Here is a 14,389-nt window from a genome sequence, read left to right as displayed (position 1 = left end):
ATCAGTTACTTATATAAAATGCTAACATATAAATCAGATTATAGTTGCATGGTTGAACTGCAAAATTATTTCGGGGTCGGGTATGTTTTGCTGGTAAACATCTTTTTCCGAAAAGCGGCATACGCCCGGATAGTCGCCCTGTAATCCCTGCATATTATACATCAGTTGAAAATGCAGGTGTGGTGGCCAGTTGCCGTTCACAGTTTCGGTACCAAATGAGGCAATTTGTCGGCCTTGTTCAACTACCATGCCCTCATATAAATCGTACAGACTTTCGGTATTTAAATGTCCGTAAAGTGAGTACAGGGTTAAACCATCTAAATTATGTTGCAGTATGATGGTTGGGCCGTAATCGCCAAAGGCGGCATTGTGTTGAAAGCTGTGTACAGTAGCGCTATATGGCGAGTATACCGGAGTGCCTGCCGGCCCCCATATATCAACGCCTAAGTGCAGGCGGCGGGGTTCTTCGGTAGCAGTGTTAAATATTGCACTGCGGGCATACAGAGTGCGGTGTTCCATATAACCGCCAATACCGTATATACAGTTATTGGCGGTTAGTCTATCATCAACCCAGGCCGAAAACTTATGCGTATCGGCTATAACATCGGGCGAGAGTTGGGTATTGTTTGCGGTAAAGTCGAACTGAAATAAGCGGTCGTACTCACGGTCAATATCAACCACATTGGCAGCTTTATGGCTGGCAACGTAGTTGATCAATTGCTGATGCTTATCCATGCCTGGTAAAACCAATTATTGTTCTTCGTCGGGTTGGCGGGGTTCTTTACTTATTTTATCAAACAGTTTATCCATGCGTTCTACATACTCGTTGGTATCATCTACAAAAAACTCCAGTTGGGGTATTACTCTTACCTGGTCTTTAATGCGGGCACCCAGTTTATAACGAATTTCTGAAGCGTGCGATTTTACCAATTGTAAAGCTTGCTGTGTATTGGTGTTATTAAAAAAGCTTAAAAACACGCGTGCAATAGCCAGATCGGGCGTTACACGTACTTTGGTAATAGTTACCAGCGTGTTAGGTAAATAGTTCATTCCTTCGCGCTGAAATATAGCTGCCAGATCTTGTTGTAACACACCGGCAAATTTTTGTTGACGTTTTGATTCCATATTTTAATATAAGGCGAAAGGATAAAGGTGAATGGTAAAAGGTATTTGTTAAGATAAAGGACAAAGGTAAAAGGCAGAAAATGCTATAATGTTTCGGGCAATCACCTTTTGCCCTTAGCCTTTCACCTTTCCTCCTCAGTTACATAAGTCCTGCGGTATTTCTTTGGTAATTTTAAGTACTTTTTTTACTACCAATGTGCTGTCGTATTCGGAGCCCATACCTTCGCTGCCCGATGGTACTTTGGTGCCTTGCACCTCAATGTAAACCGGTTCGTAGGGCTTTTCAAAATTCATTTGTGAGTATTTGAGTTCGAGTTGGGCCGAACTATCGGTTACCCAATACTCATGCGTATCATCGCAGTTTTTAAACGATTTTACTTCGGGACCAAAGCTGTATAAGCCTTTATAGGTTTGCAGCTTGCCGTCTTTTTTGCCCGAGCCACTGCATGAGCAGCAAAGCGCAACAAACATCAACATACCCAATTTTAAAAGCCCGTACCGCATACCGCAAATTTATAAATCCTGTTTAATTTCGTCTAATCCTTTTACACTTAACCTTGCACTAATGCCCGATGCTATAACGGCAATGCCGGTTACGGTTAAAAATACCAATATAAAATCTACAAATTTCATATCAACCGGGTAGGCATCAATTACCATTAAAGCCCCTCCCATTTTTACCAATCCAAACTGTTGTTGTAAAAGGCAGAATATAAAGCCAACAATAACCCCGCCTATACAACCGGTAATAGATATCATCATTCCCTCAAAAAAGAAAATGCCTTGTATTAAGGGCTTGCCCGCCCCTAAACTGGTTAAAATAGCTATGTCTTTCTTTTTGTCGATCACCAGCATGGTTAACGAGCCTATAATGTTAAATATGGCTATAATAAGCACAAACGTGAGTATTAAAAAAGTAAACCATCGCTCATAATTTAACGTTTTATACAGCTCAGTATTTTGCTGATAGCGGTTTTTTACCACAAACTTTTTACCCAGCTTATCTTGTATGGTCTGTTGCTGCCGCTCAATATTGGTACGCGGCTTAAAATTAAGTTCCAGCGACGATACCTCAACAGGCTCATCGAGCAAACTACGGGCAAATACCAGCGGTGTTACCACAATGCCATCAAAATCTTGCTGAATGGCAAAAATACCCGATACGCCGATAGGTAGCCGCACAAACTCATCTTCCGGATTTAACGAGTTAACCACCCGGCGACGCGGAGAGTAGATCTGTAATGATGATAGCTGGTCGTTAATATTAACCCCCAGGCTATTTTGCACCGTGGCGCCAATTACCGCATAAGGTATTTTGTTAGCAATTAAAGTAAACGAGCCTGTTTGAATGGTACTGTCTAACTGTTTGTTCTTCAAAAAATCTTCGCTTACACCCCTAACAGTACCTATGTACTGGCGGTCGCCATAGCGGATGAGCGCCTTCTCTTCGAGCGCTTGTGTGTACGAAAACAGGCTGGGGTTGTGGCTCAGCTGTTTAAAATAAGGCGTATTGGGGGCGAAGGTTTTACCCTCTGCAGGTTCTATCTTAAGCTCGGGCGTAAAGTTGTTGTATAGTGCCAAAATTACTTTCTCAAACCCATTAAATACCGACAGAATAATGATTAGCGCCGCACTGCCCACAAACACGCCCAGCATTGATACGCCTGAGATGATATTAATGGCATGCATCTTCTTACGCGAGAAGAGATACCTCTTGGCTATGTATATGGAGGTGTTCAAGGTTGTTGTGGGTTGTCTGTTGTCAGTTGTGTGGAAAATTATATTTTTTCTGAATAATATCTTATGAAGCCATTTAGTAGTTTTCTTACAACTTCTAAATTATTTAAAAGTTCTGTTAAGTTATCGCTGGTGATATAATTTAAATCAGAGCTTACATAGATTTGTGTTTCCAATTCATACAATGAACCTCTTGCAATGTAAAAGAATTGAATACTGTCTTTCTTGGAATTTCTCCCACAACCTTCAGCAATATTTGACGGAACTGAAACGGCACATCTTCTAATCTGATTAATTAAGCCAAATTGCTCTTCTTTAGGAAATTGCTTTGTTAAGGAATAGATATGTGTAACAAGTTTTCTTGATTCTATCCAAACGCTTAAATCAGTAAATCGTTTATAACTATTTTCCATATTCAATCATGCTGACAATTCACAACCGACAACTCACAACTAAAAGAACGGATTAGTAGCTTTCTCAAAACCAATAGTTGTTTCGGGGCCGTGGCCGGGATAAACAACGGTGTCGTCGGGCAGGGTGAACAGTTTTTCTTGTATGTTGGTAAGTAGCTGGTTATGGTTACCGCCGGGTAAATCGGTACGGCCTATGCTGCCACGAAACAGTACATCGCCGCCTACAACAATACCATCAGCCTTGCTGTAAAAGCACAGGTGTGCAGGTGAATGGCCGGGGGCAAAAATGAGGTCGAGTACGGTATTGCCAAAGCTGATGGTGCCGGTCTCGGGAAGGAAGGTATCTGGCAAGGGCGATAATTCATACCGCAGGCCTGTACGCTGTGCAGATACTGGCGCGGCTTCGAGCACGATCATTTCCCCCTCATGAAATTGGGGCTTTAACCCATATTGGTCGAACACAAATTTATTGCCCAGCACATGGTCGATATGGCAATGGGTATTGAGCAGCAAAATCGGTTTCAGATTGTTATCTCTGATAAAGTTCACCACCGCATTTTGCTCGCCCGAGGTGTACATGCCGGGGTCAATGATGGCGCATTCGCCGCTATCGTCAAATAATATATAGGTGTTTTCCTGGTACGGATTGTTTGGAAATACTTGTAAGGTAGCCATGCGGTAAAGGTACGTGATTTTTTGATTTCGGGTTTCGGATGTTCGATTTCGGATTTCGAGATGAATTAACGAACTATGCATCATTTTAATATACATCAGGCAACTTAAATAGGCCTGTATCCGTTGTATTGATAAAGGGTATATAAACCTTAATTATTGAATGTGCAATGGCAACATTATTTAAGTACTTACTGGTGTTATGCTGCTTTATTTTGGCGGCACCCGTAAGCCAGCGCGAAGACGTTAGTGAGCAGAAGGAAAAATGGATCATACTTAATGATACCGATTGTACAATAGAGGGAAAAACGAACGTAGGTGCGTTTGATTGCCAGATAAACGGCTATGCAGCCAAAGATACACTCACTTTTCAACCCCATAATATTTCCCACACAACTGTTGGGGTAAATGGTATTTTGCATTTTGATGTAGCGCAATTTAAAGTGCATCCCTCATTAATGGCCCATGATTTTAAAGCCACTTTAGATAGCAAAACCTATCCGCAGATCACCATAGAAATGGAGGAACTTGATAAGCTGCCAAACGAGGAAATGGAGAACGAATTAATAAAAAGTGTAGTGAGCATTCATTTGCGCGGTGCGGTAAAAAGGATGGTTGTTGATTGTCAGTTCAGGAAAAAAGCCGATCACGTTATGCAGGTTAGTTGCGCACCGATGCTTAATTTTTCTGATTTTGGCATCATCCCTCCCAAGCGTTTCGGCGGACTTATCAAAACGGATAATGCACTAAAGGTTGTGTTGCATTTTACTATGCAGCGCATCGTGTAGCCGGATAAAGTATATAGAAAAGAGTGGTTATTTACTTAAACCAATTTTTCATCTTCTTAAAAATATCCTCTTTCCGCGGCTTGGGTTTTCCATCGTGCGTAAGCTGGTTTTGATAGTGATTCAGGAGTTTCTGTGCATAAGCTTGTTCTTTTGAACCGCCCTGCTTCAACTCATCGATGTAAGGCAAAGTATTAGCCTGCAACATGCTATTTGCCGATACGGTATTATATTCGCTTGGTTTTGCTTCAGGTTGATTGATATTAATGGCTGGCTGACCATTCTCGGCAAAGTAATCGATCTGGTAAATTTCGGGGTTGAGCTTTTTGAGGCGTTTGGTGCCTTTGCGCTCGTTACGCCAAGGGTGCTCGCCTTTGTGCAGTTGGGCGACCAAAAACTCCCTGTCCCACAGCGTAACCTGGTGAGACATGAGGTAGCCCGATGCCTGGTTATTTAACAGTGCCAGGTTAAAACCTTCGATAAATGTACTGGTGTTATGGGTTTGATATATACCGGCGCTGGTAAGTTTCACCTGTTTTAATCCGCGCTGGTTAACCATTGCAAATAGCTGATTGAAAAAATTGGCACTTACAGGCTTATTCAGCCACATATCTTCCTGAAAGTAGATAACATACTTTTCGGTAATTACCTCTTTTAACAGGTAGCGCAACCTATCGGCCCATTCGCCTGTGCCCGATCGTATGTTGGTAAAGTTGGGTATCTCAATCTTAAGGTCTTCGGTAGCAAAGTATAACTGGCAGTTTGTATCAAAGTCCCAGTATTTATTAAAGAAATAACCGAACCCCTCGTACAAAAACTGGTAGCGATCACACGTGTGAACCAGCAGGGCTACGTTTGAGGGTTGAGTATACGCGTTTTTCATTTTATATTTGCCTGTACCAGTTAAAGGTGCAAACATAAGCTTTGGCGTTCAGTTACTAAAATATGTCATCTCACCACATCGTTCGCGAAAAACAGGAACCCGCCCTGCTGGTATTGGGCCTAAACAACTTTACCGACGATGAACTGGGACAACTGCTGGAATGGAGTCCTACCGTAATTGCCACCCTTCCCGTAACCGAGCAACTTGTGGCCTATGGTATAAAGGTTGATTACATGGTGGCCGATGATAATGAACTGGGCTTACAGTCAGACATAAGACTGATTGACCCGGCCGGACAAGGCATTACCGAAAAAGCCCTCGAGTTTTTAACCGTGAATGGCTACCCCGCCGTAAACGTTGTGACCGATGAACCCGAGCTGTCCCTCTACGAACAATATGCTCCGAAAATCAATCTGGTTATTTTTCATAACCGCCAAAAAATATACACCGTAACATCGGGTTACAGCAAATGGAAACCTGCGGGCGAAAGCATTGCCATTATGAGTAGTTGCCCCATTGAAGCTACAGGATTGGAGCCTGCCGGACCGCAAAGTTTTCAAACCGTTACTGATGGCTTTTTCAGCTTGAAGTTTGAAGCTCCCTTTGTGTTTATTGCTGAGGAGATTTAGAGAACGCGGAAGCACTTTAACAAAAAATGTCATTTCGAGTGCTACTTCACTTGCGCTCGTCTTCGACGAGTGCTTAGCATGGGTTGGCGTTTATAACGCCTGGCCATCTTAGGAACAAAACCCTCATTTTAACAGCCTCAAGTTTTAAATGCGTCGCAGACGCAAACCCATTTTAAGCACTCGTTAAAACGAGCGCAAGAAGGGTTTAAAGCCCAACCATCCCTGGGAGGGAGGGCTTTAAACAAAAAATGTCATTTCGAGTGCTAACGAGAAATCTTTTCGAAGGCATTAGCTTATCGCTTTGAAGAGATTTCACCTAACGTCGAAACGACATTTTGAGAAATATTATGGTGAGAATTACTTTATATCAACCACAGCTAACGGGTCCATATCGGTATAAACCTGGTTTTCGCCGGCCATGCCCCATATGAAAGCGTAGTTGCTGGTTCCACAACCAAAGTGTACGCTCCATGGTGGCGAGATTGCCGCATCATGGTTTTGTAGCACAATGCTTTTAGTGGCTTGTGGTTCGCCCATAAAATGGAACAAGCGCTGGTTTTCAGGTAAATCAAAGTAAAAATACACCTCGGTACGGCGAGTATGCGTATGCGGCGGAATCGAGTTCCATACACTACCGGTTTCAAGCACGGTTAAGCCCATTACCAACTGGCAGCTACGAATGCCTTCCAGGTGAATGTATTTGTAAATGGTACGCTTGTTTGACGTAGTAATGTCGCCCAGTTGAACCGGAGCGGCTTCTTCCTTAGTCATTAAGCGGTTAGGGTAGTTGGCATGTGCCGGGTTCGATAGCAGGTAATATACTGCAGAGTTTGCTGGGTCAACGCTTTTAAAGCTTACATCTTTAGTGCCTTTACCTAAGTAAACACAACTCATTTTTTCTACATTATAAGTAACGCCATCGGCCACTACAACACCGCTGCCACCAACGTTAATGATACCAATTTCTCTGCGCTCCAAAAAGTATTCGGCACGCAGCTCGGGGTGGTTATCTAAAGTAACTTCGGCATTTACGGGCTTTACACCGCCCACAATGGTACGGTCATAATGCGAGTAAACAGTGGTCAGCTTATCGGCCTGCATCAAATTCTCCACCAAAAACGCCTCGCGTAGTTCTTCGGTGGTCATGCGGCTTACTTCTTTCTTGCTATGTTCAAATCTTATTTCCATGTTGTTAGTTGTCTGTTTTGTGTTGTCAGTTGTGAGACTGAAAAATATCTGTTGCCATTTCGAGGAACGAGAAATCTTTTCGAAGCGGATTAGCTTTTCAATTCGAAAAGATTTCTCTCTATCGTTCGAAATGACAGGTCGGGTGAGTGGTTGAGTTGCGTTAAAGCAGTAAAGCTGCTAATCAAAAAAGTCCCGACTCTGTACTCTTGATTCTTGGTTCTAACCTCTTGCCTCTGCAGCCTATCTTCCCATCCAGCCGCCATCTACCGTAAGCAGGTGGCCGGTTACATAATCGCCGGCCTTTGAGGCTAAAAATACAGCCGGGCCTTTAAAATCTTGCGGTTCGCCCCAACGGCCTGCCGGTATACGGTCGAGTATGCTTTTGCTGCGGTCGGGGTCGTTGCGTAAAGCTTCGGTATTGTCGGTTGCAATGTAACCAGGTGCAATACCGTTAACAGTAATGCCCTTTGAGGTCCATTCGTTAGCCAAAGCTTTAACTAAGCTGGCTAAGGCGCCTTTGCTGGCTGCATAACCAGGTACATTAATACCACCCTGGAAGCTTAATAACGAACAAGTGAAGATGATACGACCGCTTCCCTGCTCAATCATGTGCTTACCAATTTCGCGCGCTAATATGAACGGAGCATCAAGGTTTAACGATAATACGCTATCCCAATACTCATCAGGATGTTCGGCGGCGGGTTTACGCATAATGGTACCGGCGTTGTTTACCAGTATATCAATGCGTGGGTTTTCGGCCAGTAATTTATTTACAAAATCGTACAGGCCTTCGCGGCTGCCTAAGTTAGCCTGGTAAGCTTTAAACTTACGGCCTAATGCGGTTACTTCTTTCTCCACATCGCTGCCCTCTAAAGCTATCGAGCCCGATACCACGATGATGTCGGCACCGGCTTCGGCCAAACCAATAGCCATGCCTTTACCAATACCTTTATTACCGCCGGTTATCAGCGCAGTTTTACCTGTAAGATCAAATAAGTTTAATAAATCGCTCATTATCTGTTATGTGTGATGATATGTGTAGTTGAAAATTATGCTACCGGGGGTTTAACCGCCTGGCGGGCCAATAAAACCCACTCGTCTTTTACCTTTTGAAACACCAGGATGATCCAAAGCTTAACACTACCGGGTGCTTTGCCTTTATCGGCCGTGGCACCAGTTAATGTATGACGCACAATAGCGGTGTTGCCTGATACGGTTACGGTTTGTTCAGTAAACTCGAGGCTGGTAAAATCGGTTTCTCCGGTGAGGAATGAACTTAAAAACTCCTGTTTATTCTGAATTTTACCGCCCGAATGACCAAAGGTTAATTTATCTGATGCCATGGCCGACAGTTTGGCACTATCCGGGTCGAGCATAAGTTTGCGCAGGGTTTCTACCGTGGCTTCCACCTGTTTTTTTGCATTAACTTTAGGTTGCTTTTGTGCTTTTAGTGTTGAGGTAGTGCCCATGAGCACCATGAAGGCAACTACGGCCAGCTTTAAATTTTTCATTAGGTTAATAATCTGTAATTATGTTTTCAGGATTGTTTATACAGTTATATAAAGTGATGTCTGCAAATGTAATGTGTTCTTTTATAGTATGCGTGTTTTATTTAATTGAAGCCAAGAAGTTGTGATACTGATCAACACAAGTATACGTTTACAAGACGATTATAGTATTAGATTACCTTTTAGCAGCATCGCTAAATGTTAAGTAATCTCGTCCGCCAAGTTCGTTTATGAAGTATGCATATGTACTGGGTAGGATTAATATTGCATTATAATTAGTATAATCGTTTTCGCGTAGTTCCATTTGGAAGTCAACATAACCTGGAGAAGATACCCTCCTGATCCTTCCTTTGACAGTAGTACGTACTGGTTGATATGCCCAGTTTGGCAATTTTATAAATACTGAATCTGTTAGAGATACAGCCTTAATAGTCCCCAACGTTTTATTGAATATTTCTTGAGTGTTTGTGCGATTACTGAAATCTAAAACTGCAACCCGTGCATCAGTTATATCAAAACTCAGGTGACTTTGTACTTGTATCGAGAAATGAATATCACGCACGTTCATTTTTTTGCTATCAATGGTTTTGTTCCCATTTTTCAGTGTTATGGTAAACATACCGGGTGTTTGATATTTGTGCACCGTTATGCCTGCTGTACTTAAAACAGTTCCATCACCAAAATCATAGGTATAGTTAATTTTTGAAGATGTATCTGAAGTCTTGGCCTCGAAATTTTGCAGTAAAAATATACTCGAAGTACCTGTCTCTAGTGTCACTTTGGGCTCATCTTGTTGTTCATCGCTTTTGCTACAGCCGATAATGGTAATGCTTAAACAAGCAAGAAGGTAATAACTATTAAAGAAATTAGAGACTGTTTTCATTGAAGATAAGTTTTAGAGAAATTAACGCAACTACTGTGTAAACATGATGCTGCATGGTATTTAATGTACAGAATATGGAACTAAACTAAAGAATTTTTTGCATAGCTAAGCAAATCAGCTACTTTTGCAGCAACAAGAAATTAAATATTGCTATGTCACACCATAAAGAAGATAAATCATACGATCAGTACTATTACATTGTAGCCCTTTTGGCCGGCTTATTTGTTGGTTTGATCGTTAATAGAGGCGCTATTTACATCCCCATTGGTGGTGTGTTGGGCTTATTAAGCGCTGCCGTATTTATCAAGTTTTTGGTAAGAGGCCGTCACGACGTGTAATGCACAAGCAAAGGCAAGAACTGCCTTCGTTTATAAAAAACTGGAACCAGTTTTACGGTATTGTTATCGTATGGCTGGTTTTTTTAGTTTTTGTATTTTGGCTCATCACCATTAATTTCTCATGAGCCTTATTGATTGGATCGTATTAGCCACAACCTTGCTGGCCATTATTGCTTACGGCATTTATAAAAGCCGGGGCAGTAAAGATCTTGATCAATACCTTGTTGGTGGCCGCTCGTTATCATGGTACCACATTGGCCTATCGGTAATGGCTACGCAGGCCAGTGCTATAACCTTTCTCTCGGCTCCCGGACTGGCCTACTCCGATGGTATGCGCTTTGTACAGTTTTACTTTGGCCTGCCGCTGGCCATGATCGTGCTGTGCGTAACCTTTGTACCCATATTTCACAAACTACGTGTTTACACGGCATACGAGTACCTCGAGCAACGGTTCGACCTTAAAACACGGGCTTTAACGGCGGGGCTGTTCTTAATTCAACGCGGGCTATCAACGGGTATAACCATTTACGCGCCGTCCATCATCCTGTCGGTTATCTTGCAAATTAATGTGGTATACACCACGCTCTTTATAGGCACACTGGTTATTGTATATACCGTTTGGGGCGGAACCAAGGCCGTATCATACACCCAACTGCTGCAAATGAGCATTATATTTGCCGGTATGTTTTTGGCCGGGGTACTGGTGGTAATGATGCTGCCCGATGATGTTAATTTTAAAAACTCGCTGCAAATAGCCGGCAAGCTTGGCCGCGTAAATGTGATCGACTGGCACTTCGACCCTAAAAACCAGTACAATGTTTGGAGTGGGGTAATAGGCGGTTTCTTTTTACAACTTTCGTACTTTGGTACCGATCAAAGCCAGGTTGGCCGTTACCTAACCGGTAGCTCAGTGGGGCAAAGCCGCATAGGTTTGTTGATGAATGGGCTCATCAAAATACCCATGCAGTTCCTTATTTTGTTAATTGGGGTGCTGGTATTTGCCTTTTACCAGTTTAACCAGCCGCCTATGTTTTTTAACCGGAACGAGGTAGAGCAGGTAAAGAAAAGCCCGTATGCTGCACAATATAATGCGTTAGAAAAACAATATGCCGAAGCATTTATACAACGCAAAGCCGCTGCCGAAGAACTGAACAACACGCTCAATAATTCGGGCAAAGATGCCGTTAAAGCAGCACAAGGCAAATTGCAGCGGGCACAAGCCCAAACCGATACCCTGCGCAACCGCGGCATAGTGCTCATGAAGCAAAACAATGCACTGGCCGATGTAAATGACACCAATTATGTGTTCCTTAATTTTGTAACGCATTACCTGCCGCGCGGCTTGATCGGGTTGCTCATAGCCATTGTTTTTCTGGCCTCCATGGGGTCTACCGCCAGTGCGCTTAACTCACTGGCCTCAACCACTGTGGTAGATATTTATAAACGGGTAATTCACAAAAATGCATCAGACGGGCAGTATGTAATGGCCTCGCGCCTGGCAACCGTTTTTTGGGGCATAGTATGTTTGGTGATGGCGCTATACGCCGGTCAACTGGGTAACCTGCTCGAAGCCGTGAATAAGTTAGGCTCCTATATATATGGGGTAATATTGGGCGTATTTGTGGTAGCCTTCTACTTAAAAAATATCAGGGGCAATGCCGTATTTATAGCCGCTTTGCTTGCCGAAGCCGTGGTTGTTTATTGCGGTTACACCGAAGCAGTGGCTTACCTATGGCTAAATGTGGTGGGCTGCTTGGGTGTGGTGATTTTCGCCTTGGTAGTTAATTCCATTTTCAAACAAAAAAGCCCGGCTTATTAAACCGGGCTTTCTATATATAGTGAGAGAATTTCCTCCCAATAACTTAGTAACCAAATAACTACTTAGCCTGAGCAATTACTCCTTCATTAAGGCGCACATACTCATCATTTTTAGCTTCTTTGGCTAAAGCAAGACCTTCTTTGGCACTGGCAATAGCGGCAGCTTTATCACCTTTTTTAAGTTGGATGCGCGCTTTCCAGTATTTGAGGTAGAAAGCTGGTTTTGAATTTTTGTCGGCTTCGGTAATCCACTCTAAAGCCTTGTTGATGTCTTTGTTGTTATCGTAGTAGTATTGGGCGGCAGCAAAGTAAGGTTTTTTCTCACCTTTCATGGCTTCGTCAATCCCAGCCATAACGCGGCTATCTACATCAGTTTTAATATTAAAGCTAACCGAAGTATTTTCCCAGGCTAAAACTAAATCGAGCGAAGAGGCTGTCACATTGGCAAATTGCATGGCAAAAGTTTCTGTCAATGCGGCGGTTTTGGCAGGTTTTACTTTAAAGCGTAACACATCATCGACTTGCTTGTAATCATAAGCACCCCACTGTTTTGCAGTTTTATTTAGAATGATGGTCCATTCATTAGCTCCCGGAATGGTAAATAAACCATACTCGCCAGCGGGTATTTTGTTACCTTCAATAGTAACCTCATCAGTAAAAGTAATTGCCGTTGCCGAGTTGGCACCAGTGCGCCAAACTGCTCCATAAGGTTCCATTGTGCCAAAAACTTTACGCCCTTTTACATTAGGGCGAGAGTAAGATAAGGTGATTTTGCCTAAGCCAAACTCTTGTGTAATTGTTTGTGCTGAGCTTGCCTGGGGCAGTTTTAAGCCCTGAGCCTGTGTGGTAAAGGCACTGCCGGCTACCAGCAGTGTAAAAACGAGCGTGTACAACTTTTTCATTGGATTGATCTTTATGGATGCTCCAAAGATATAAAAGTATACAGGAAAATTTGGGAAAGTGGCTTACCCCACAGAGGGTATTTTTGAGAGATGAGGTAGGTACAAATAAAAAGCCCCCCAGTCTTGCACCGGGGGACTTTCAACCTAAACCTTATCACAATTAAATTGGTAAGTTTACCAATTCGTGTACAATAATACAATTCTTGTACCAAACTCAAGAATTATGTAACAATATTTTTAAATTTCTTTTTGCCTCATTTTGAAGCGTTTTAAATGCTATAAATTCTTTATTCATGTTACAACATATAGGAGTGCCAAACCTGTGTACAAAATTGTGTACAAAAGTGTTGTTTTTAGTGAGCCTGTTGCTGCACTTTGCGCTTACGCAGGTAACTATCTAAAAAGTATAATAAGCCCACTGCATCAAAAAATAAAAATCCTTTAAATACAGGGCCGCTAAAATAGTTTTTAAACTCAGGTAAACGTATCTCCGGCACTTTAAAGCTATTTTCTACACCGGCAGACCAGTTGGTACTGGCCAGTGCCACAACCAAAATGGCCACAATACTCACTATAAAAAATGCGGCAATTCCTTTAATAATGCGATTATCTATACTGGCTTTAAGTGGCTTAGCAGCTTCCTCGGTACGTATGGCTTCCATTACGTTAAAAGTAAAAGCCATAGGCGGGGCATCAAGCTCTATATCCTGCAGTTCGAGGTTAAAGGCTTTAATCTCTTCGTACTTTTGCTGATATGTTTCATCGGTGGCAATCAGGTGTTCCATAACCTCGCGCTCTTGCGGAGTGCAGGTACCATCCAAATAATTCCACAATTGTTCCTCAATATTCCTCATAACAACTCGTTCACTTCGTGTTTTAATGAACGTTCCAGCTTTTCTTTCAAACGCTGGCGCGCCCTGAATAGTTTTACTTTAACATTGTTAGGCTCAATACCTAAAGTTACGGCAATTTCTTCTAATGTTTGTTCACCCTTATAAAATAGGGTAATTATGGTGGCATCATCGGGCAGCAGCTGCTCAATTGCCTGGTTCAGGTAAAATGCCCTCGATCTGTTTTCGGCCAGGTTATTTTCAAACCCGGCATTCTGGTTCTCTACTTGTATAAAATTCTTCTCATCATCAATTGATGAGGTATCTAACCTGCGTTTGCGCAAAAATGTCATGGCGGTAGTATAAACTATACTGTACAGCCAAGTGGTAAATTTGCTGTGGCCTTCAAAGTTTTGCAACGAACGATAGGCTTTTACAAAGCTGTCTTGCGCTACCTCTTCGGCATCTTCGCGGGTTTTGGTAAAACGCGTAGCCAGCGTAAACACAAACCGCTGGTGCCGCTTCACCAAATCGGCATAGGCCGATTGGTTGCCCCCCAGGGTTTGCTCAATTAATTCGATATCCGAAAGCTTGCTTTGCATTTACAACAGCTATGACCACCGGTTTTCAGAATAGGTTACAGGTGTTGGAATAAAAATAAATGATTTAAACGAATTA

General features: G+C 42.6%; 18 protein-coding genes. 4 read left to right on the top strand and 14 right to left on the bottom strand.

Annotation, left to right across the window (positions count from 1 at the left end; translation table 11 throughout):
- Positions 1–33: 33 nt before the first annotated feature.
- The 6 genes from QE417_RS15020 to QE417_RS14995 all read right to left on the bottom strand — a co-directional run bounded on the left by QE417_RS15020 (position 34) and on the right by QE417_RS14995 (position 3,950).
- Positions 34–735, bottom strand: coding sequence for a peptidoglycan DD-metalloendopeptidase family protein (locus QE417_RS15020; RefSeq protein WP_311951285.1), 702 nt, complete (start codon positions 733–735; stop codon positions 34–36).
- Between the two features lie 15 nt (positions 736–750).
- Positions 751–1,125, bottom strand: coding sequence for a 30S ribosome-binding factor RbfA (gene rbfA / locus QE417_RS15015; protein ID WP_311951284.1), 375 nt, complete (start codon positions 1,123–1,125; stop codon positions 751–753).
- Positions 1,126–1,260: 135 nt separating this feature from the next.
- A complete protein-coding gene (locus QE417_RS15010; RefSeq protein WP_311951283.1) occupies positions 1,261–1,629 on the bottom strand; it encodes a hypothetical protein in 369 nt (122 codons plus the stop codon).
- A 9-nt stretch (positions 1,630–1,638) separates the two neighbouring features.
- Complete coding sequence (locus tag QE417_RS15005; RefSeq protein WP_311951282.1) at positions 1,639–2,865, bottom strand: FtsX-like permease family protein; 1,227 nt, start codon at positions 2,863–2,865, stop codon at positions 1,639–1,641.
- Between the two features lie 38 nt (positions 2,866–2,903).
- Positions 2,904–3,275 (bottom strand): four helix bundle protein, encoded by a 372-nt coding sequence (locus tag QE417_RS15000; RefSeq protein WP_311951281.1) that lies wholly within the window; start codon positions 3,273–3,275, stop codon positions 2,904–2,906.
- Positions 3,276–3,314: 39 nt separating this feature from the next.
- Positions 3,315–3,950: an MBL fold metallo-hydrolase gene (locus QE417_RS14995; protein ID WP_311951280.1), complete on the bottom strand. Its 636-nt coding sequence runs from the start codon at positions 3,948–3,950 to the stop codon at positions 3,315–3,317.
- Positions 3,951–4,117: 167 nt separating this feature from the next.
- Between QE417_RS14995 and QE417_RS14990 the strand changes: the two genes are divergently transcribed.
- Entirely contained in the window at positions 4,118–4,735 is a 618-nt protein-coding gene (locus QE417_RS14990) for a hypothetical protein (protein ID WP_311951279.1), read from the top strand.
- 31 nt (positions 4,736–4,766) lie between these two features.
- Here the strand turns inward: QE417_RS14990 and QE417_RS14985 are convergent, their stop codons facing one another.
- Positions 4,767–5,615, bottom strand: a complete 849-nt coding sequence (locus tag QE417_RS14985) for a hypothetical protein (protein WP_311951278.1) — start codon at positions 5,613–5,615, stop codon at positions 4,767–4,769.
- A gap of 62 nt (positions 5,616–5,677) precedes the next feature.
- Between QE417_RS14985 and QE417_RS14980 the strand changes: the two genes are divergently transcribed.
- The gene (locus QE417_RS14980) at positions 5,678–6,244 is read left to right on the top strand and encodes a thiamine diphosphokinase (protein WP_311951277.1); all 567 of its coding nucleotides are present in this window, start codon (positions 5,678–5,680) and stop codon (positions 6,242–6,244) included.
- 357 nt (positions 6,245–6,601) lie between these two features.
- Here the strand turns inward: QE417_RS14980 and kduI are convergent, their stop codons facing one another.
- From kduI to QE417_RS14960, 4 genes are all read right to left on the bottom strand, one after another.
- Positions 6,602–7,432, bottom strand: coding sequence for a 5-dehydro-4-deoxy-D-glucuronate isomerase (gene kduI / locus QE417_RS14975; protein ID WP_311951276.1), 831 nt, complete (start codon positions 7,430–7,432; stop codon positions 6,602–6,604).
- A gap of 240 nt (positions 7,433–7,672) precedes the next feature.
- Positions 7,673–8,446: an SDR family NAD(P)-dependent oxidoreductase gene (locus QE417_RS14970; RefSeq protein WP_311951275.1), complete on the bottom strand. Its 774-nt coding sequence runs from the start codon at positions 8,444–8,446 to the stop codon at positions 7,673–7,675.
- 35 nt (positions 8,447–8,481) lie between these two features.
- Positions 8,482–8,943, bottom strand: coding sequence for a nuclear transport factor 2 family protein (locus QE417_RS14965; protein ID WP_311951274.1), 462 nt, complete (start codon positions 8,941–8,943; stop codon positions 8,482–8,484).
- A gap of 172 nt (positions 8,944–9,115) precedes the next feature.
- The gene (locus tag QE417_RS14960) at positions 9,116–9,823 is read right to left on the bottom strand and encodes a PKD domain-containing protein (RefSeq protein ID WP_311951273.1); all 708 of its coding nucleotides are present in this window, start codon (positions 9,821–9,823) and stop codon (positions 9,116–9,118) included.
- A gap of 152 nt (positions 9,824–9,975) precedes the next feature.
- Between QE417_RS14960 and QE417_RS14955 the strand changes: the two genes are divergently transcribed.
- Positions 9,976–10,161 carry a hypothetical protein gene (locus QE417_RS14955; RefSeq protein ID WP_311951272.1) on the top strand — a complete coding sequence of 62 codons (186 nt, stop codon included), beginning with the start codon at positions 9,976–9,978 and terminating at the stop codon, positions 10,159–10,161.
- A 121-nt stretch (positions 10,162–10,282) separates the two neighbouring features.
- On the top strand, positions 10,283–11,980 hold the full coding sequence (locus QE417_RS14950; RefSeq protein WP_311951271.1) for a sodium:solute symporter: 1,698 nt from the start codon (positions 10,283–10,285) through the stop codon (positions 11,978–11,980).
- 58 nt (positions 11,981–12,038) lie between these two features.
- Here the strand turns inward: QE417_RS14950 and QE417_RS14945 are convergent, their stop codons facing one another.
- From QE417_RS14945 to QE417_RS14935, 3 genes are all read right to left on the bottom strand, one after another.
- On the bottom strand, positions 12,039–12,881 hold the full coding sequence (locus tag QE417_RS14945) for a DUF2911 domain-containing protein (RefSeq protein WP_311951270.1): 843 nt from the start codon (positions 12,879–12,881) through the stop codon (positions 12,039–12,041).
- A gap of 353 nt (positions 12,882–13,234) precedes the next feature.
- The gene (locus tag QE417_RS14940; protein ID WP_311951269.1) at positions 13,235–13,735 is read right to left on the bottom strand and encodes an anti-sigma factor family protein; all 501 of its coding nucleotides are present in this window, start codon (positions 13,733–13,735) and stop codon (positions 13,235–13,237) included.
- Complete coding sequence (locus tag QE417_RS14935) at positions 13,732–14,313, bottom strand: RNA polymerase sigma factor (RefSeq protein WP_311951268.1); 582 nt, start codon at positions 14,311–14,313, stop codon at positions 13,732–13,734. Before QE417_RS14935 ends, QE417_RS14940 begins: the two co-directional genes overlap by 4 nt.
- Positions 14,314–14,389 lie beyond the last annotated feature (76 nt).

The sequence above is a fragment of the Mucilaginibacter terrae genome (genome assembly GCF_031951985.1).
GTDB lineage: Bacteria > Bacteroidota > Bacteroidia > Sphingobacteriales > Sphingobacteriaceae > Mucilaginibacter > Mucilaginibacter terrae_A.
The sequence above is the reverse complement of the archived record's forward strand: the minus strand, read 5'-3'. Positions and strand labels throughout refer to the sequence as shown.